This window comes from Sphingomonas sp. Sphisp66 (assembly GCF_047324325.1).
Classification (GTDB): Bacteria; Pseudomonadota; Alphaproteobacteria; order Sphingomonadales; family Sphingomonadaceae; genus Sphingomonas.
Map to the genome: position 1 here is coordinate 1,127,862 of NZ_CP168508.1, position 20,534 is coordinate 1,148,395.

Genomic DNA, 20,534 nt, shown 5'->3' on the forward strand with positions numbered 1-20,534 from the left:
AGAATATCGATGTCCGACAAGACCCTGTACACCGCCCATGTCCATGTGACCGGTGGCCGCGAAGGCGCCGCCCGCAGCTCGGACGGTCGCCTCGACGTCCAGCTCGCCGTGCCCGGCAGCGCCGGCGCGGGCACCAATCCCGAGCAGCTCTTCGCCGCGGGCTGGTCCGCCTGCTTCGAAGGCGCGATGGGCATCGCCGCCAAGGCGAAGGGGATCACCCTGCCGGCCGACCTCGCGATCGATGCCGAGGTCGACCTGCGCCACGGCGATGACGGCTATTCGCTCGCCGCCCGGCTCAACGTCAGCGTCCCCGGCGTGGAGCCGGAGATCGCCCGCCAGCTGATCGAGGCCGCGCACCGCACCTGCCCCTATTCGAAGGCGATCAAGGGCAATATCGACGCCGTCGTCGCGCTCGTCTGAGCGCGGCGCTGAAGGGAGTATCACCATGAAGAAGCTCATCGCTGGCGGGCTCCTGCTCGCCGCCTCCGCCCTGGCGCCCGCTGCGCAGGCCCAGGCCGTCAAGCCGACCGTCGTCCTCGTCCACGGCGCCTTTGCCGACTCGTCGAGCTGGAACGGCGTGATCAAGATCCTCGAGCGCGACGGCTATACCGTCATCGCCGCCGCCAATCCGCTGCGCAGCGTGCGCGGTGACGCCGACTCGGTGGCCGACCTGCTCAAGAGCATCGACGGGCCGGTCGTGCTCGTCGGGCACAGCTATGGCGGCTCGGTGATCAGCGAGGCGGCCGAGGGCGCCCCGAACGTCAAGGCGCTGGTCTATGTCGCTGCGTTTGCCCCGGAAGAGGGCGAGAGCGCCCTTGCCCTTACCGGCAAGTTCCCGGGCAGCACCCTTCCGCCGACGCTCGCCCCGCCGGTCAAGCTCGCCGGTGGCGGCAATGACCTCTACATCCTCCAGGCGAAGTTCCACGACCAGTTCGCGGCGGACGTGCCCCTGGCCGATGCTAAGCTGATGGCTGCCGGCCAGCGCCCGATCGCCGACACGGCGCTGGGCGAGGCGAGCACCGCGCCTGCGTGGAAGCACATCCCGTCCTGGTTCATCTATGGCGACGCGGACAAGAACATCCCGCCCGCCGCCCAGGCGTTCATGGCCGATCGCGCCAAGTCGCGCGCCACGGTGGTGGTGAAGGGCGCCTCGCACGTGGTGATGGTCTCGCACGCCCAGGCCGTGGCCAGCCAGATCGAGAAGGCGGCGACCGCGCACTGAGTTGAGGCGCCGGCGGTCCCCGAGCGCCCCCCTCGCGCCGGCGCCCAAGCCCACGGTCGGCCACCAGCGTCGCCGACCGTGGGCATTTTTTTTCCGACGAGCCTTTCGGGCGGCCCCCTCTGCGCCCGATCGAGCCGGAATGGCGCATCAACTGCCCGCAAAGCGAGGAACTTTCTGCCGCGAAAGGGGTTCGACTGCGGGGCCACAAGACGGGCCTTTTGACGGTTGCGTTGCGTGGGGGAGCTGGTTTGACGCGATTTCGGCATGCCTTGTTCCTGACTGCGCTAGCCTCCCTCACAATCGCCTGTGCCCCAGCGGCGCTTTCGTCGCCCCCGGTGCAGGCCGAGGCGAGCTTTGCCCCGCGCGGCGATCCGGCGTTCGGCGATGCAGCGCCGGCGATCCGGCGGTTGCTCGCCGAGGCGACGCCGCGCCCCAGGGGCCTCCAGCATTTCTGCGCGATCGGCTATCGCGGTCCCGAAGGCGCCACCGGCTGGGTGCATTGGCGCGAGGGCGACCGGCTGATCCTCTGGCTCGGCCGGGGCGACGGCAGCGATTCCGCCGACGCGCTGCTGCGCTCGAACCGCAATCTGAACCTCAAGACCGATGTGGTCGCCACCGAGGCCGATGTAGCGGGCAGTACCTATCTCGTCACCCGCGCCTGGGTCGCTGCGAAGCTCGCCGACTGCGCTGCCAGGGGTGACAAATACACGATCAGCGCATCCTGAACGGCAGGCGAGGGGAACGCGAATGGCCGATCTGCAATGGTTGTCCGGACAGTCCGTCGCGACGCCGATCGTCGCGGTGGCGGGCAATTCCCTGAGGTTGAAAGTGCTGCCCGGCGCCGGCGAGAAGCTGCCGCTGACCATCGTCTCCTCCACCCCGGCGGTGGCGAATGCGGTCGAGGTCAACAACCGGATGGGGCCGAACTTCACCACCTTCATCCTGCATGCGGTGCTGGGCGGCGAGACCAGCCTGTCGATCCGCTCGGGCGACCGGGTCGTCTATGGGCCGGTGCAGGTCCGGGTGCAGCCGGTGCTGACCCTGCCGGACCAGACCACCGATGCCGGGCTGCTCGCCCGCCTGCTGCTCGCCGAGGCGCCGAACCCCACGCTGGTGGCGGCCAATGCCCAGGCCGAGATCGGCGAATCGCTGCGGCTGATGCGGGTGGTGGTCGAGAATCGCCGCGCCAAGCCGTCGAGCCGCTGGGGCTCGCAGGGCGCGACCAGCCTGGCCGACGTGATCCGCGCACCCGGCCAGTTCCATGGGCTGGGCAGCTATCCGACGATCGCCGGCGACGTGCTGGCCAATATCAACAACATCCTGCGCCTTGCCAACGAGGCGGGCGACCAGCGCCAGCCGGTGCTGCGCGCCCATGTCGAGGCGGTGCTCCAGATCGCCCGCGGGCCGCGCCCGCCCGACCCGACGGGCGGCAAGCTCTACTGGTGGCGCACCGCCGGCAGCGGCGCGCCGAGCAGCGATGTCACACTTTACAAGACGCTCGCGGGAAACAGTTTCTATCAGGAGCGTTGAATGTTCCGGTCGCGACACAAAGCTGAAAGATTAGCTTACTAACATATCTGCAGATATCGGGTTACCGCGTAGTAAAATAATCATAAATTATAAGAAAATCGCCAAATGGCGATTGTGGGTTCGTGCGTTCAGGATTGGCACCGTTCTGGTGCCACAGGCGTTTTAAGGGGAAGCGCGGCGTGCATCGTTCAGGGTGGTTCTATCGTAATGGTTGCGGCATGGGCGCCTTGCTCGCCGGGCTGCTGTGGAGCGGCGCGGCCGCGGCGCAGACCAATCCGCCGCAGCAGAGCCTGCCATCACCGGAGCAGGTGACCCCGCCGACCCCGGAGATCCAGAAGCGCTCGACGGTGAATGTCGACTCGCGCAGCGCCTTCCAGGCGGAGACTTGCCCGTTCGAGGATTCACCGCTGCGGCTGGACCTGAAGAAGGTCGAGTTCTCGCGCCCCGACGGCTCGGCGCTGCAGCCGGAGATCGCGGCGGCGATATCGGACCTCAGGCTGCCGAGCGGCGACCAGTCGATCCGCGTGGTCTGCGAGCTGCGCGACAGCGTCAACGCTGCGCTGCGCCGGCGCGGCTGGATCGCCTCGGTGCAGATCCCCGCGCAGGAGATCACCGACGGGGTGCTCAAGCTGCAGATCGTCACCGCGCGGATGGTCGAGACCCGCGTGCGCGGCAATCCCGGGCCGTACGAGACGCTGCTGCGCGATCGGCTCGCCCAGCTCCAGGCCTATGACCCGCTCAACGAGCGCACGGTCGAGCGGCTGCTGCTGCTCGCCGGCGACGTGCCGGGGCTCGACGTGCAGCTGGCGCTGCGCCCGGCCGGCGGACGCCAGGGCGACGTGATCGGCGAAGTGACGATCAACTATCGCCGCTTCACCGTGCTGGCCAACGCGCAGAACTATAATTCCAAGGTGCTCGGCCGCGAGACCGCCTATGTCCGCGGCGAATATTACGGCCTTACGGGCATGGGCGACCTGACCTATCTCGGCGTGTCGAGCACTGCCGATTTCCACGAGCAGAAGATCCTCCAGGCCGGGCACATCATCAGCCTGGACGGGCAGGGTTCCACCTTTGGCGGACGGTTGAGCTACGCCTGGTCGCGGCCCGATCTCGGCGCGCTCGACTATCGCACCGACACGCTGATCGCCGGCTTCGACTTCACCCGGCCGCTGGTCCGCTCGCTCAACACCAACATCTCGGTCGGCGCGGGCGTCGACTATATCGACCAGGACACCAACATCTATTCGGGCGGCACCAAGCTGCCGCTGACCCGCGACCGGATGCGGATCGTCTATGCCAGCGTGAGCGGCGACATGCGCGACCTCCGGCAGGACGGCAGCGTCATCTGGTCGCTGCGCACCGCCATCGAGCTGCGCAAGGGATTCGACATCCTCGGCGCGTCGAAGCAGGGATTCGTCGACGGGCACGTCCAGTCGCGCATCGACGGCAATTCGGACGCGTTCGTCGCGCGCGGCAGCGTCGAGGGGATCGTGGGACCCAGCCCCTGGTTCCGGCTGATCGGCAAGGGCCAGGTCCAGTGGACCAATGTCTCGCTGCTCAACTATGAGGAATTCTCGCTCGGCAACCTGACGATCGGGCGCGGCTATGATCCCGGCGCGAATAGCGGCGATCGGGCGGTGGGCCTGAGCGCCGAGGCCGAGTTCACCCTGCCGATCTCGCAGAGTTTCACCGTGCAGCCCTTCGGCTTCTACGACTTCGTCTATCTCGACAATCTCGACCGCGGCGCGACCGAGCGCAACCGCAAGCTCTCCAGCTTCGGCGGCGGCGTGCGGCTCACCCTGCCGGGCATGGCGCTGCTCGAGGTGACCTATGCCCATCCCAAGGACAAGGCGCTGACGATCGACCAGCGGCGCCCGCCCAATCGCCTGCTTGTGTCCCTGTCGCTGCGGTTCAGCGACGCTGCCCGCTGAGTCCGGCCTGTTGTTCGAGGAGCGTATCATGCTGACCACCCCCGCCAAGGCCCGCGCCGCGCGATCCTCGACCCTGCGGGCGCTGGCATTGTCCACCGCGCTCGCCGGCGGCATGACGCTGATGCCGGGCATGGCCCGCGCGCAGAACAACACGCCGGGCGGGCAGACCGTGGTGACCCCCACCGGCGCCGGCGCGCCGACCTTCAACGGCGGCACCGGCAATCTGAGCGGCAACGCGACCAATCTCGACGTCGACCTGCGCGCGCAGAGCACGATCATCAACTGGGACCGGTTCAACATCGCCCAGGGCAGCCGGGTAAACTTCGAGACCGGGCTGGCCGGCGAGGTCGCGGTGCTCAACCGGGTGACCGGCACCGGCGCCTCCAACATCCGCGGCGCGCTCAACTCGGATCCCAATGTCAGCGTGTTCCTGGTCAATCCCAACGGGATCATGATCAGCGGCACCGGCAGCGTCTCGACCGGCTCGTTCGTGGCCTCGACGCGCGACATCTCGAACAGCGACTTCCTCGCCGGCACCTACCAGTTCTCGGGCAACGGCAGCGGCGACATCACCGTCAACGGCAGCATCGCCACGCGCGGGACCGGCATCGGCCTGATCCTGCTCGGGCGGCAGGTGATCAGCAACGGCACGCTGGATTCGGGCACGCAGGACACCGCGCTGGTCGCCGCCGACGACGTGACGCTCAACTTCACGCCGGGCAGTCCGCTCGGCATCCAGATCACCCGCGGCACCAACATGAGCCAGGCGATGCAGATCGTCGGCGGGACGATCCAGGGCCGCAACGTCTATTTCGCGATGGCGACGCGGGGATCGGCGACCAACTCGCTGCTCCAGGTCGACGCCAATGTCCGCGCCGTCGCCGGCGACAAGGGCATCGTCATCGTCGGCGGCCAGTCCTCGATCGATGCAGACATCCGGGCGACCGGCGTCAACACCAACAACAGCGTCGGCGTGCGGGTGGGCGGCACGCTGACCTATCAGGGCGGCGCCGGCAATGCCGGGGTGCATATCGGCGGGACGAGCACGGTCACGGTCGAAGGCACGGTCTCCAGCCAGGGCGACTACAAGGTCCGCGGACCCAGCGTGGTCCTGGGCAAGATCGGCAGCACGATCCTGCAGCGGGCCAATGGCGCGGTGTCGGTAGTGGCCTATGACGGCGATATCAGCGGCATCGGTTCGCTCCTGCTCGAGGCCGACGGCGATGGCGGCGGCGGGCAGGCGCTCGTCCTCGACGCCGATGACGATATCGACTTCGGCACCGGCACCACGCTCAAGGCCGGCGGCGCGGGGCTGGCCTCGGCGGTCAACATCTTCACCGGCGACCGCAGCGCCAATATCCGGCTCGGCGACGTCGAGGCGCTGACCCTCGACGGCGGGCTGTCGGGCGGCGCGCTCGAGGGCAAGCTTTCCCGCGCGGCGTTCCTCGGCAATGGCGGCGACATCACGCTGGGCACGGTAACGCTGGGCGGCGCGGCGACGATCGAAGCCGACGACCTGACCCTGACCAGCCTGACCGCCGCCGGAACGGTGACGCTCGAGGCGGCGAACGCGCTGCGCGCGGGCGCGGTAGCCTCGAACGGCGGCGCGGTGATGCTCGACGCCACCACGCTGACCGGCGAGACCAGCGGCACGCGCGCCAGCGTCTCCGCCGCCGGGACGGTCGATATCGACGTCGACGGCAGCGCCTTGCTCGGCACCGTGCGCTCGACCGGCGGGGCGGTGACGCTCGACGCCGGATCGTTCGATGCGTCCAATGTACAGGCAGTGACCGGCGCCACGCTCACCAGCCACAACGGCAACGCGCGGCTCGGCGGGCTGAGCGTGACGAACGGCACGGCGGCGCTCAATGCCGAGGATGACGCCTTCGTCGTCGGCAATGTCTCGGTCAGCGGCGACTATAGCGTGATCGGCGATGCGGTGACGCTCGGTGGCGGCCAACAGGCGGGCGGGGCGGTGACCGTCACCGCGCGCAGCGGCCCGCTGAGCAACAGCGGCGTACTGGGCCTGACCAGCAATGTCGACGGCGTCGGCACCGAGGCGCTGACCCTGCGCGGGCGGATGACGCTGGGCGCCACCACCACACTCAACGGCGGCATCGCCAACCAGTCCGCGGTGGTGATCGACACCAATGCGAACAACGACATCAACCTGGGCAACATCAACGGCGCCTCGCTGTCGATCGCCGGCGGCGCGCCGCTCACTGGAGACCTGGTGCTCGGCAATGTCAGCACCACCGCGGCGCTGGACCTGGTATCGAGCGCGTCGATCACCACCGGCAACCTCAGCAGCGGCGGCCAGATCCGCCTGCAGGCGCCGGTCCTCGACACGCGCAACATCAACAGCGCGACCAATGTGATCCTGTCCGGCCGGCAGGTCGATTTCGACGCGATCACCACGAACACGGCGACGCTCTCGACCACCGGCGGCAGCGGCACGCGCTATCTGGCCGGCCTGTCGATCACCGCCACCGGGGCGGTGACGCTCAACAGCAGCGGCGGGGTGATCTCGGTCGGCCCGCTCGCGGCCGGTTCGCTCACCGTCGCCTCGGCGGGCGCGGTGTCGTTCGATACCGTGGTGGTGACCGGCGCGGCGACGATCACCACGACCGGCTCGAACGACATCGGCTTCAACACCTTTGTCGCGGGCGGCAATGTCTCGCTGACCAGCGGCGATGACATCGCGATCGGATCGCTCTCCAGCACCGGCGGCACGGTGACACTCAATGCAGCGGACGACATCACGGGCACCGGCGGCGGCCGTGCCGCGCTGGGCGCCGGTGGCGCGCTCTCGGTGACGGCGGGCGGCGATGCGCGGCTGGCCGCGGTCAGCGGCAGCACGGTCAACCTCCAGGCCGCGACGATCGACGCCGGCGCGGTGAGCGGGGCGGGCGGCATCACGCTGAAGGCGACCGCGGGCGGGCTGACGCTCGACGGGCTCGCCACCACCGGCGGCAATGCCAGCGTCACCGCGAGCGGCGCGGTGACGATCGACGGACCGGTCTCGATCGCCGGCAGTTACGCAGTGACCGGCAGGGGCGTCACGCTCGGCGGCACCCAGGATGCGACCGGCACGGTCGACATCACCGCGACCAATGGCAGCACCATCTCCAGCATCGCCGGGCTGCAGCTCACCGCCAATTCCGACGGGGTGGGCACCGAGGCGCTGACGCTGCACGGTGGCGCCAATCTCGGCACCGACAGCCTGTTGCGCGGTGGGCCGGGCCGGCAATCCTTGGTGGTGATCGATTCGGCGACGACGGGCAATTTCCGCCTCGGCGACGTCGATGCGAACGGCCTGGTGATCGCCGGCGGTGCGCCGCTGGCCGGCAGCCTGACCTTCGGAAACGTGACGGTGAACGGCGCGGTGAATCTGGTCGTCGATGGCGGGATCACCGGCACCGGGATCACCAGCACCGGCGGCGCGATCTCGCTGAGCGGCGGCGGCGGCGCGACGATCGGCACGCTTTCGGCGAGCACGATCGACGTGGCCATGCAGGGCCACCTCACGTTCGGCGACTTCACCGCCACCGCGGGGGCGGCGCATTTCGCCTCGACCGGCGGCACGGTGACGCTCGGCTCGGGCACGGCCACCGGCGATATCCGCGTCGAAGGCAGCGCGGTGTCGGTCACCGATGCGATCAGCGCCGGCGGCGACTATCGCGTGCGCGGCACCACGGTGGCGCTGGGCGTGGACAATGACGCCGAGCTCCAGTCGGCCGCCGGCGTGGTCGACATCGTCGCGACCAGCGGCGCGATCGCCGGCGGCAACCGGCTCACCCTGCGCAGCGGCAGCGGCGCGCTGATCCTCGACGGTGCGGGAGGGATCGACTTCGGCGCGGGCGTGCTCCAGGCGGGCAGCACCGGCACCGGCCAGCTCGGCCTGCGCGCGGGCAATGGCCAGCTGATCGACCTGGGCGACAATGTGGAGGCGGGGACGGTCGGCTCGGTCGATGCCGGCCACACCGCGATCGCCGCTTCGCTCACCCACAATGGCAGCCTGCGCTTCGGCACGCTCGATTCCACAGGCGCGGTCGATTTCCACCTGACCAACGGCAACCTCACCGGAACCGCGCTCAACGGCGTGGGCACGGTGGCGATCGATGCGAGCGGCGGCACGGTCGATCTCGGGGCGCTCAACGGCACCACGCTGACCGTCAACGGCGGCGCGCTCAAGGGCGGTTCCTGGACGGCGAGCGGCAATGCCGTGCTCACCGGCGGCACGATCACCCTCGTCGGGCTCGACAGCACCGGCGGCGCGGCGAGCGCCACGACCAGCTCGGGCACGCTGTCGATCGACACCGCCCATGCCCTGACCGACCTGGTGCTGACCGCCAATGGCGGTGACGTGTCGGTCGGCACCGCGAGCGCGGGCGGCAATGTCTCGCTGATCGCACTGGCCGGCAACATCCTCACCGACAGCGCGACGGCGGGCGCGACGCTGACGCTCAAGTCGGGCGGCGACATTCGCGGCCGCAGCGGCACCAGCCCCGGGCTTGCCGGCACCGATGTGGTGCTGGAGGTGATCGGCAACCTGACCACCGGCAGCATCACCTCGCCGGGCGGCCTCAGCATCACTTCGGGATCGATGAACATCGGCAGCGTCAACGCCGGCGCGGCGCTGAGCCTGACCGCGGTGAGCGGCGCGATGACGCTGGGCAGCGCGACTGCCCGCGGTGCGATCAGCCTGACCGCGACCGGCGGGATCGATGTCGGTACGCTGACCAGCGGCGGCGGCGTGACGCTCGATTCGGGCGCGGCGCTTGCCGTCCACCAGCTGACCGCGCCGGGCGCAGTGACTGCGCGGGCGGGCACCAATCTGACGCTCGACGAAGTGCAGGCCGCCGGGCTGACCAGCAATGCCGCCTCGGCGACGCTCGGTTCGCTCACCCTCGGCACGCTGACGCTCCAGGGCGGGTCGGCCACCATCGCCGATGCGACGGTGACCGGCGCGACCACATCGAACCTGGCCGGCACGCTGACGATCGACACGCTGACGGGCGCCGATGTGACGCTGCGCGCGGCGGGTATCACCGCGAACAGCCTCACCGCCAGCGGCTCCACCACGCTCACCAGCACGGGCGGGACGATCGATCTCGGCCAGCTCGCCGGCACCGGCGCGGTCACGCTGGATTCGGCGGTCGGCGTCGCGATCGACAGCTGGCAGGCGCCGGCCGGGCTGACGATCTCGGCGATCGGCGACGTGACGCTGGGCACCGGTACCTCGAGCCTGCTGGCCGTGACCGGCAGGGGCATCACCATTACCGACGCCACCGTCGGTGGCGCCGCGACGCTCACCGCGACTGGCGCGCTCAACGTCCAGACGCTGCGGGGCGGCAATCTCGCCTTCCGGGCGGCGAGCATCACCGCGGACAGCCTCACCGCCACCGGCACGACGGCGCTCACCAGCACGGCGGGAGCGATCGACCTTGGCCAGCTCGACAGCGCGGGCGCGGTCACTTTGGACTCGGCGACCGGCGTCTCGCTCGACACCTGGCAGGCACAGGCCGGGCTGACCGTCTCCGCGCTCGGCGACGTGGCGCTCGGCACCGGAACCTCGAGCCTGCTGGCCGTGACGGGCAGGGGCATCACCGTTACCGACGCTACCGTCGGGGGTGCCGCGACGCTCACCGCGAGCGGGGCGCTCAACGTCCAGGCGCTGCGCGGCGGCAATCTCGCCTTCCGCGGGGCCAGCATCACTGCCGATGGCCTGACCGCAACGGGCACCACCACGCTCACCAGCACGGCGGGTGCGATCGATCTCGGCCAGCTCGACAGCACCGGCGCGGTCACGCTGGATTCGGCACAGGGTGTCTCACTCGACAGCTGGCAGGCGCCCGCCGGGCTGACCGTCTCCGCGCTCGGCGACGTGGCCCTCGGCACCGGAACCTCGAGCCTGCTGGCGGTGACGGGCAGGGGCATCACCGTTACCGACGCCACCGTCACGGGCGACGCGACGCTCACCGCGAGCGGCGCGCTCGACGTCCAGGCGCTGCGCGGCGGCAACCTCGCCTTCCGGGCGGCCAGCATCACTGCCGACGGCCTGACCGCGACCGGCACCACCACCCTCACCAGCACCGCCGGCATGATCGACCTCGGCCAGCTGACCAGCGCCGGCGCGATCACGTTGGGCTCGGCCCAGGGCGTGGCGATCGACAGCTGGCAGGCGCCGGCGGGAATGACGGTCACCGCCGCCAATGCCGTCGACCTGGGCACCGGTACGGGCAGCGGGCTGCGCGTCACGGCGGGCAGCATCCAGCTGGCCGACGGCAATCTGACGGGCGACGCCAACCTGACCTCCACCGGCACCCTGGGGATCACCAGGCTCCGCGCGGCCAATGCCGTACTCAAGGGCGGCACCATGACGCTGGGCATGCTCAACCTGGGTTCGCTGAACCTGAGCGGCGTCACCGCGACGATCGCCGATGCGACGGTGAGCGGCGACGCCACGGTGGATCTGACCGGCGCGCTCGGGCTGGACAAGCTGACCGCCGCGACCGCCACCCTGCGCGCGGGGGGCACCGCGACCCTTGGCGGCCTCACCGCCACCAATGCGCTCACCGTGCGTGCCGGCGACCTCGTCCTGAACGGCACGCTCCGCGCGCCCATCGTCACCGTCGGCAGCAGCGATCCCGCCCGCGGCCTGCGTCTCGGCACCGCAGCCGATGCGGGGGGCGTCGGCCCCGGCCTGAGCGCGAGCGAGATCGCCCGGATCGACGCGGATCGCGCCGTGTTCGATGGCGGTGCCGGCGATGTGACGATCGGCACGCTTGCCTTTGGCGCCCAGACCGGCCGGAGCCATGTCGACATCCTCACCACCGGCGACCTCAAGATCGTCGGCGTGGTCGAGGGCGACGGGGTGGGGCGGCTGTTCCGCTTCGGTGGCGCGGCCACCGACGCGACGACGCTGGCCCGTACGATCCAGATCCTCGCCACCGCCGATGCCGGCGGGCGGCTGTTCTTCAGCAATGCCGATGTCGAGCTGCGCGGGGCGAAGATCGCGCTCGGCCAGAGCGGCTTGCTCGACGGGCTGTTCGCCAATGGCGGCGCCTCGGCCGACCAGGCGGCGGCGCTGATCGGCAATTCCAACTCGCCGCTCTACAGCGCGCTTGCCGGCGGCTCGCCCTATGTCACCGGCGAGGAGACGACGCTCACCGCGGCGCGGCTCACCGTGCGGTTCAACGACTTCGCGCTGTTCCAGAACACCGGCACGCGCGGGATGAACACCGGCGTGGTGCTGACGGGCAGCCCGGCCGGCGGCCCGGCGCTCAGCCTGTTCGGTCCCGGCAACGGCACCCGCACCGCCTTTGCGCTGTTCGGCACGATCAACGGCGTCGGCGGCACCTCCACTGCGATCCTCGGCAACACGGTGATCAACGCGAACGGCATCGACCTGGCCAATGCCCGGGTCAATGGCTGCGTGCTCGGTACGGCGGCGGGCTGCCTGACCACGACGATCTCGCAGCCGACGCTCAACGTGTTCGACCCCGGCCGGCTCGTCGTGTTCCGCGCCGAGGCCGACTTCACCCTGCCGTTCGATCCGGTGCTCGGCAGCAACAACGAGGCGCTGTTCGCCGGCGTCGGCTCGATCGCCGAGCCGGGCGCGCCGGGCATCGAGCCCCAGCCCATCCCCCAGGAGCAGAAGTGACGATGCGCATGCCCCATGCCCGCACCCGGCTGGCCGCCACCACCGCGATCCTCGCGATGCTCGCCGGATGCGCGTCCGAAGGCGGGCGGCCGCGCACCCAGCTCGACAGCCTGAGCCTGGGACGCAACACCGCCGACGAGCCCTGCATCGCCAGCCGTACCTGGCGCGATGCGGGCGCCAAGGACCTGTTCGACAGCGCCTATCTGATCACCTGCCGCAACGTCACCGCCAGCCGACCGCTCGGCGCGATGCGGGTGGTGCGCGACACGCCCGACGCGCTCAAGGCGGTGGACGCGCTGTTCGATTGCGGGGCCGAGGCGGAGGTGACGATCGCCGGCGCCCCCGCCCGCGCGCGGCGCTGCACCGACAAGACCTTGGGCATCGAGACCGTCCGCGTCGACGTGCCGATGGGCCGCGACAAGCTGATCGCCAATGCCACGCCCTCGCTGCTCGGCCAGCTCGAGGAAGGGGTGGGCATGCTCACCGGCCGCCGCAAGCTCGACGGCGATCCGCGGCGCGATGTGAAGGCGACGATCGACCTCGCCGCGCTCCCGGCCGGCCCCGGCAGCGCGCCGGTGGTGGCGGACAGCGGCGGCGAGGCGTTCGACGCCGCCGCATCGCTGCGCCAGGGCATCCAGCTCAACCACAATGGCCGCTATGCCGAGGCTTCGCGCCTGCTCAACGACGCGATCAGCCGCCTGCCCCAGGGCATCGACCCGGCGACCCGCACCGAGCTGTTGCTCGAGGCAGGGCTCGCCGATTCCAACGTCTCGTTCAACGACAGCGCGCAGCAGCGCTTCACCCAGGCCGATGCGCTGATCGGCCAGAACGAAGGCGAGCGCGCCGCCTATCTGCAGCGCAAGCGCGACGCCTATGTCGCGCTCGACCAGCTCAACCGCCGCCAGTTCGCCGCGGCGCTGACCACGCTCGACCGGCTGGTCTCGGTCGAGGCGCGCGCCGACCAGCCGCTGATGGACGTCTCGACGATCCGCCAGCTCAACCAGTCGCGTCCCGGCAAGGTGAGCAATGCCGTGGCGGTGCCGGACACGCGCCAGCTCTCGCAGCTGGTGATCGATGCCCAGGCCAATTGGGCGCGCAGCGTCGCGCTGCTCGCGCTGGGGCAGGACGACCGCGCCACTGCCGCGCTCGATGCCTCGACCCGCGCCTATCGCGCGCTGCTCGGGGAGCCGATCGACCCGACCCAGTCGCTGTGGCTCGGCGCGCGTATCGAGCGCCAGCGCGGCCGCCTCGCCGCGCGCCGCAAGGACTGGCCGGTCGCGCTCGCCTCGTTCGACCGGGCGCTGCAATATCTCCGCCGCAGCGCGGTGGGCTCGCTCGGCACCGGCAGCGAGCCGGCGATCGCCGAGGCGCAGCTGGAGCGCGCCGGCGTGCTCGCCCGCAGCGGCGCCTCCGCCGCGCAGATCCGCCAGGAATATGCCGTCGCGGTCGATGCGCTGGTCGCTTCGAACAGCACGGGCAGCATCCTGCCGACCGGGCTGGAGAATTATCTCGACGTGCTGGTCGCCGAGGCCAAGGCCAAGCCGCGTGCCGACACCTATGAGCTGTTCTTCCGCGCGGTCCAGTCGGGCGGTCAGCCGGGCGTGGCGCGCCAGCTCAACCAGCTGCAGAACGTCGTTTCCGCCGATCCCGAGCTCGCCAACCTGGTCCGCAGCCGCGCTACGCTCGAGCGCGAGATCACCCGGCTGCGCTATGCCATTGCCGACAAGGCAGCTGCGCCGGGCGAGACGGTGGGCGACCTGGAGAACCAGCGCCAGCGCGCCGAGGGACAGCTGCTGGTGGTCAACGACCAGCTCTCGCGCAACCAGCGCTTCCGCGCGGTCGACGACACCCCGGCGACCGTCGCCGCGATCCGAGACGCGCTGCACCCGGGCGAGGGCTATCTGAAGCTCTACCAGCTCAGCAACCGCGTCTATGGCATCTACATCACCCGCGAGCAGACCTTCATCTATCCGGTGGTCGCCAGCGCGAAGGAGCGCACCGAGCTCGACGGGCTGGCCGACACCGTCCGCCGCTCGATCGACGGTCGCCTCGCCGATGGCCAGCTGGTGCCCTATGACGCGGGCGGCGCGCATGTGCTGTTCCGCCTGATCGCCGGGCCGGCGCGCGAGGCGATGCTGCGGACCGGATCGCTGGTCGTCGATCCGGCCGGGCCGCTGACCATGCTGCCGATCGGCGCGCTGGTCACCGATTATGATCCCAAGGTCGTCCACGAGGATCCGTTCGACTTCTCGCAGACCGCCTTCCTGGCGGCGAAGACGACCATTTCGACCGCGCTGTCGCCGCGCTCGTTCCTCGTCTCGCGCGGGCTGCCGCAATCGACCGCGCGCCACGCACTGCTCGGCTTCGGTGCGCATACCCCGCCGGTGCAGAATGCCGGGGTGAACCGGATGGTCGATGTCGGCTTCGGCTGCACCGTCGGCTACAACCAGCTCGCCTCGATCTCGCGCGGCTTTGCGCCGATCGACAAGGCCGAGCTGGTCACCGCCGCCCAGGCGCTCGGCGATCCCGATGCGCCCCTGGTCACCGCCGCCGCCTTCACCGACACGGCGATCGAGCAGCGCGGCGACCTTGCCGATTACCAGGTGATCCACTTCGCCACCCACGGCCTGCAGGAAGGGCAATGGGGCTGCGCCAAGTCGCCGCCGGCTCTGGTCACTTCGTTCGGCGATGCCGGGTCGGACGGGCTGCTGAGCTTCTCCGAGATCGCCCAGCTCCACTTCAACGCCAATCTCGTCGTGCTCTCGGCTTGCGACACGATCAGCGGCGTGCGTGACCAGGGCCTCGCCCGCGCCTCGGGCCAGGAGGAATCGGGGACGACGCTCGAGGGTCTCGTCCGCGCCTTCCTCGCCGCCAATGCCCGCTCGGTGATGGCGACATACTGGCAGGTCTCGGCCGAGCAGGAATCGCAGGACCTGATGCGGACCTTCTATGGTGCCGCGCGCACCCAGACGATCGGCCAGGCGCTGCAGAGCGCGCAGCAGACGCTGATGCGCGATCCGAAATACTCGCATCCTTTCTACTGGGCGCCCTATTTCATCGTCGGCGACAGCACCAAGACGATGCTCTCGGGCGCATCCAGGCCGTCCGTGGTGGCGGGCCGCTGATGGCCGGACCCGGCACCGGCATGCGCGAACAGGTTGCGGCGGCGGGATCGCTGGGAGCGGGGCTCGGCCTGATGGCCGCGATCCTGCTCGCCGGCCCCGGGCTCGTCGCGCCGCTGGTGCCGGCTACCTGGTCCGCGGCGGGGCAGGAGACCGCCTTTGTCCTCGCCCTTTACGGTGCGATGGTCGCCGTCGCGCTGGCAGCAGGCGCGGTGCTGCACCACAGGGTCGCGGAGCTCGGCGCGAGCCCGGGCTGGCGGTTCGCGGCCGGCCTCGGCCTCGGCCTGCTCGGCATCTGCCTTGCCACCACCTTCGCGACGATCGCCGGCGGACTGCGCTTCGGCACGGGCGGCGGCGGTGCGGCGGTGCTGCTCTTCGGACTGGTGCTGGTGTTCTTCCAGGCCGCCGCCGAGGAGCTCTACTTCCGCGGCTGGATCCAGCCGGTGCTGGCGCGCGCCTGGGGCGTGCTGCCGGCGATCGGGGTGACCGCGCTCGGCTTCGCGGCGCTCCACATGCTCGGCGCGGCGATGGCGCCGCTGTCCTTCCTCAACCTGCTGCTCGGCGGGCTGTTCTTCGGCGCGCTGGCCGCGCAGGGCGGGGGACTTGCCGGCGCGATCGGGGCGCATTTCGCCTGGAACGGCACCGAGCAGCTGGTGTTCGGGCTCGATCCCAATCCCGGCATCGGCAGTTTCGGCAGCCTGCTCGATCTCGACCTGGCCGGCCCCGCCGCCTGGGGTGGCTCGGCCGAGGGGCTCAATGCCAGCTGGGCCATGGCGATGGCGCTGGTGGTGGTGCTCGTCCCGCTCGCGATGCTGGCGCGCACCTCCGCGCCGGCGCCTGCGGTCAGTTCGAGGTAGCGGCGCGTTGCTGGTCGATCCGATCCCGTTCCTTGCGGAAAGCCGCGAGCGCCTTGCCCTCGAGCGTCTTGCCCGTGCCGGTCGGGATCGTCATCGGATCGACCGGCTGGCCGTCGATATGGACCTCGTAATGGAGGTGCGGCCCGGTCGAGCGGCCGGTGGTGCCGACCTCGCCGATCTGCTGCCCCTGCGAGACATGCGCGCCGGCGGTGACGCCGGGCAGGATGCGGTTCATGTGGAGGTAGAGCGTCTGCCAGCCATTGTCGTGGCGCAGGCGGACGAAATTGCCATTGGCGCCCTTGGGGCCGGAGAACTCCACCGTGGCGCTGCCCGAGGCGTAGATCGGCGTGCCGGTGGGCGCGGCGAAATCGGTGCCGCGGTGCATCTTCTGATAGCCCAGGATCGGATGCTCGCGCATGCCGAAGCGCGAGGTGATGCGCGCGGAATCGACCGGCGTGCGCATCAGCGAGCGGATGGTGCTGACGCCGTTGCCGTCGAACCAGCCCGCCTCGCGCTCGCCGGGCGGGGTGAAGCGGTAGAGCGCGCGCGACTTGGCGGCGGTGCGCAGCGAGACATAGACGAGGTGCGGCACGCCGACCGCCTCGCCGGCGGGGTTATAGGCCTGCTCGAACCCCGCCTCGAAGATGTCGCCGGGCGCGACTTCGCGCTGCATGTCGAAATCGAAGCTGAAGGCATTGGCAAAGTCGCTGATCAGGCTGTCCGTCACGCCCGCCGAGACCGCCGAGCTGTAGAAGCTGTTGCTGTCCAGCTCGCCGCGTACGACGGTGACGCGGGTCTTGAGCGCGGCGGCGAGCTTCTTCGCGTCGAAGCTGCCGTCCGCGGTGCGGCGCAGGACGAGCCCGGCGCCGTCGGCACGGGTGGCCTCGAGCGAGTCCAGCTGGGCGGATCCCGGCTCGCCGTGCAGGTCGAAGATCAGGCGGATCTCACCGGGCGCGGTGCCGAGTGCCGTGCGGGCCTGGCGGGCCGCTTCGTTCGCCTCGGCCGGGACGATGCCGCCCGAGCGCAGCGTGTCCTCGATCTCGGCGGCACTTGCGAGGACGAGCGTGCGGCGGCTCGACGTGGCGACCGGCTCGGCGGGCAGCGCGGCGCTTGCCTCGGCCCTGGGCGCGACCGGGTGGGTGGAGCGATTGGCGAAGGCGATCACCGCGCCGGCCAGCGCCAGTGCCGCCCCGGTGCCCAGCGCGATGCCATAGCCGCGGAGGCGCGGGTCGATCGGCTCGCGACGGATCGGCGGCGGCGGAGGTGGTGGCGTCGGGCCGCGGCCCCAGCTGCGCACGTCGAACGACGCATCCTGCGTGGCGGCAGCGGGTCTGCTCGAGCCCCAGGTCCTCGGGTCGAACGAAGGCTCGTCACGATCCTGCATCTACGCGCCCTGTTCCACGCGCGGGCGGTGCTGCCCGCAGGTGCCCCAGATAACCTTGCTTTATGGGAATCGGAAGCTGTGCTTAAACAAAGCCCTCTGCTCGAAGGAGTGGGATATGGCCGGTAATAACCGCGTCGCCTGGCGTGAGGGCATGTTCCTGCGGCCGCAGCATTTCCAGGCGCAGGACCGCTATATCGACGCGCTGGTCCGCGCCCGGGTCAACAGCGTCTGCCCCTGGCCCTGGGGCTTCACCGAGCTGGTGATTGACGAGGATCTGGCGAGCCTCGGCAAGTTCGGCGTGGTCCGCGCGACGGGCGTACTGCCCGACGGCACCCCTTTCGCCATCCCCGACGACATGCCCCCGCCCGAGCCGCTCGACGTGCCGGCCGAGGCGCGCGATTCGGTGATCTACCTGACGCTCCCCGCCCACCAGGATGGCGTCACCGAGTTCCGCGATGCCGAGACCAATGCGCTCGACGCGCGCTTCCTGGTCGACGAGCGCGAGACCGCCGATGCCTTCTCGGACGACCGCACCACCGAGGGCATCGACTATGGCCGCCCCAACCTGCGCTACGGCATCCTGCGCGACCAGATCTATGGCCGGGTGACGCTCGGCGTCGTGCGGGTGCGCGAGGTCCACAACAAGCGCGTCATGTTCGACGATCGCTTCATCCCGCCGACGCTCGACAAGAACGCTTCCCAGCGCCTGCGCGGCGCGGTGACCGACATTCTCGGCCGGGCCGAGCAGCGCGCCGAGGAGCTGGCGATCCGCGCGGTCGAGGCGACCGATGGCGGTGCCGAGACCTTCGGCAGCTTCCTGCTCCTCCAGTCGCTCAACCGCTGGGTGCCCGTGCTCCAGCATGCCGAGCGGCTGCCGATGCTCCATCCCGAGCGGCTCTACGAGAATTTCGTCGCGATGGCCGGCGAGATCGCCACGATGATCCGCCCCGAGCGCAAGCCGCCGCCCTTGCCGCGCTACGATCACGAGCATCCCCAGACCTGCTTCGATCCGGTGCTCGACCTGCTCCAGTCGATGCTGGCGGCGGTGTTCGACCGTTCGGCAATCCAGCTCCCGCTCGATAATGCCGGGCCGGGTGCGTACGTGTCGAAGATCACCGACCACAACCTGTTCCAGAACGGCTATTTCTACCTCGCCGTCGCTGCCTCGGCGCCGCTCGAGGAGATACGCGGGCTGTTCCCCTCGGTCGCCAAGATCGGCGCGATCGGCAAGATGCGGCAGATCGTCGACAGCGCGCTGCCCGGCGTCCCACTGCGCCACACCCCCACGCCGCCGCCGCAGATCCGCGTGCTGCCCGGATTCGTCTATTTCGAGCTCGATCGCGGCGCCGCCGACTGGCGCGACGTCACCACCGCGCCCGCGCTCGGCCTGCACGTCGCCGGCGACTGGCCGCAGCTCAAGCTCGAGCTCTGGTGCGTGAAGAGGTCCGGCCGATGACCGACCCGAACGACGGCAACCGCACCGTCTTCCGCCCGTCGCCCCTGCAGGGGCTGCGCGGCAATGAAGGGCAGGGCGGTTACGATCCCGCCCCGCCGCTCTCGCGCACCGGCCAGGGCCAGCAAGCGGGCGTCCGCCTCGATCCCTCGCGCCTCGCCGAGGACGACGTGCCGCGTCCCGCCAAGCCCCGCGCCGTTCGCAACGTCATGCTCACCGAGGCGGCGCCGGTGCTCGCGCTCGCCGCCGGCATCCGCGCCGGTCGCGTCCGCGCGCCGATGCCGCAGTTCCACCGCGAGGCCACCCAGCTGATCGCCACCTTCGAGCGCGCCATCGCCCCGCATTATTCGGAAGAGACCCGCCAGCGCGCCAAATACGCGGTTTGCGCGACGATCGACGACATCGCCCAGAACCTGCCCAACATCGGCACCGACGGCGCCGAATGGGCGCGCCGCTCGATGGTCGTCCAGTTCTTCCAGGAGAATATCGGCGGCGACCGCTTCTGGCAGCTCACCGACGACATGCTGCGCGCGCCGGCCGACAATCTCGACATCATCGAGCTCTACCATGCCTGCCTCGCCGCCGGGTTCGAGGGCCGCTTCCGGGTGATGCCGGACGGCAAGCGCCGCCTGCACGAGATCATGGCCAAGCTCCAGGGCGCGCTCACCCACACCCGCGCGCTCTCGCAGACCGAGCTGGTGCCGCACTGGCGCGGCGTCGCGGCGCCGCTCAAGCGCCTCGGCCTGTGGAACCTGATCGCGCTCGCCGCTGCCGGCGCCGCGGCGCTATTGCTACTCGTTTTCATCATCCTGCGCCTGATCCTGATGTCGAGCGGCGAGGCGCCGTCCTCCGCGCTCGCCAGCGTTTCCCCCGGCGCGCCGCTGACCCTGTCGCGCCCCGCCGCCGCGCTGCCCGCCACCGGCAGCGCCCAGGCCGCTGGCCTGCGCAAGTTCCTCGAACCCGAGATCCGCGAGCATCTCGTCACCGTCGAGGAAGACGCCCAGACCGTCCGCGTCCGCACCACCGTCGGCCAGCTCTTCCAGTCCGGCTCGGACCAGCTCGAATCCGGCCGCGAGACGCTGTTCAGGCGGATCGGCGATGCGATCGAGAAGGAGAAGGGCGCCGTCACGATCGAGGGCCATGCCGACAGCGACCGCGTCGCGACGCTGAGCTTCCCCGACAACATGGCGCTTTCCCAGGCGCGCGCCGAGACCGTCGGCACGATCATCCGCGCGTCGCTCAGCGACCCGAACCGCGTCACTACCAAGGGGCTCGGCGAAACCGTCCCGATCGCGTCGAACGACACGGCGGCAGGCAAATCGAAGAACCGGCGCGTCGAGATCATCGTGCCGCGGCGTTATTGAGCGGA

General features: G+C 70.5%; 11 protein-coding genes. 10 read left to right on the plus strand and 1 reads right to left on the minus strand.

From position 1 onward, the window contains the following. Positions 1-9: 9 nt before the first annotated feature. From ACEN8G_RS05470 to ACEN8G_RS05505, 8 genes are all read left to right on the plus strand, one after another. On the plus strand, positions 10-420 hold the full coding sequence (locus ACEN8G_RS05470) for an organic hydroperoxide resistance protein (RefSeq protein ID WP_413415732.1): 411 nt from the start codon (positions 10-12) through the stop codon (positions 418-420). Between the two features lie 25 nt (positions 421-445). Then, on the plus strand, positions 446-1,222 hold the full coding sequence (locus ACEN8G_RS05475) for an alpha/beta fold hydrolase (protein ID WP_413415733.1): 777 nt from the start codon (positions 446-448) through the stop codon (positions 1,220-1,222). Between the two features lie 335 nt (positions 1,223-1,557). Next, positions 1,558-1,947 (plus strand): hypothetical protein, encoded by a 390-nt coding sequence (locus ACEN8G_RS05480; RefSeq protein WP_413415734.1) that lies wholly within the window; start codon positions 1,558-1,560, stop codon positions 1,945-1,947. Positions 1,948-1,969: 22 nt separating this feature from the next. Continuing rightward, positions 1,970-2,752 (plus strand): hypothetical protein, encoded by a 783-nt coding sequence (locus ACEN8G_RS05485; protein WP_413415735.1) that lies wholly within the window; start codon positions 1,970-1,972, stop codon positions 2,750-2,752. A gap of 218 nt (positions 2,753-2,970) precedes the next feature. Next, the gene (locus ACEN8G_RS05490; protein WP_413415736.1) at positions 2,971-4,683 is read left to right on the plus strand and encodes a ShlB/FhaC/HecB family hemolysin secretion/activation protein; all 1,713 of its coding nucleotides are present in this window, start codon (positions 2,971-2,973) and stop codon (positions 4,681-4,683) included. 28 nt (positions 4,684-4,711) lie between these two features. Further along, the gene (locus ACEN8G_RS05495) at positions 4,712-12,349 is read left to right on the plus strand and encodes a filamentous hemagglutinin N-terminal domain-containing protein (protein ID WP_413415737.1); all 7,638 of its coding nucleotides are present in this window, start codon (positions 4,712-4,714) and stop codon (positions 12,347-12,349) included. Between the two features lie 2 nt (positions 12,350-12,351). Further along, the gene (locus ACEN8G_RS05500) at positions 12,352-15,474 is read left to right on the plus strand and encodes a CHAT domain-containing protein (protein WP_413415746.1); all 3,123 of its coding nucleotides are present in this window, start codon (positions 12,352-12,354) and stop codon (positions 15,472-15,474) included. Next, positions 15,474-16,328: a CPBP family intramembrane glutamic endopeptidase gene (locus ACEN8G_RS05505; protein ID WP_413415738.1), complete on the plus strand. Its 855-nt coding sequence runs from the start codon at positions 15,474-15,476 to the stop codon at positions 16,326-16,328. Before ACEN8G_RS05500 ends, ACEN8G_RS05505 begins: the two co-directional genes overlap by 1 nt. Here ACEN8G_RS05505 and ACEN8G_RS05510 read toward each other — a convergent pair. Continuing rightward, positions 16,315-17,712: a peptidoglycan DD-metalloendopeptidase family protein gene (locus tag ACEN8G_RS05510; protein WP_413415739.1), complete on the minus strand. Its 1,398-nt coding sequence runs from the start codon at positions 17,710-17,712 to the stop codon at positions 16,315-16,317. The genes ACEN8G_RS05505 and ACEN8G_RS05510 overlap by 14 nt on opposite strands. Positions 17,713-17,827: 115 nt before the next feature. Here ACEN8G_RS05510 and tssK point away from each other — a divergent pair, with 115 nt between their 5' ends. Together tssK and icmH are read left to right on the plus strand one after the other, a co-directional pair. Continuing rightward, positions 17,828-19,168 (plus strand): type VI secretion system baseplate subunit TssK, encoded by a 1,341-nt coding sequence (tssK, locus tag ACEN8G_RS05515; RefSeq protein ID WP_413415740.1) that lies wholly within the window; start codon positions 17,828-17,830, stop codon positions 19,166-19,168. Next, positions 19,165-20,529, plus strand: coding sequence for a type IVB secretion system protein IcmH/DotU (icmH, locus tag ACEN8G_RS05520; RefSeq protein WP_413415741.1), 1,365 nt, complete (start codon positions 19,165-19,167; stop codon positions 20,527-20,529). The genes tssK and icmH overlap by 4 nt, the downstream gene beginning before the upstream one ends. The last annotated feature ends 5 nt before the right edge of the window (positions 20,530-20,534 follow it).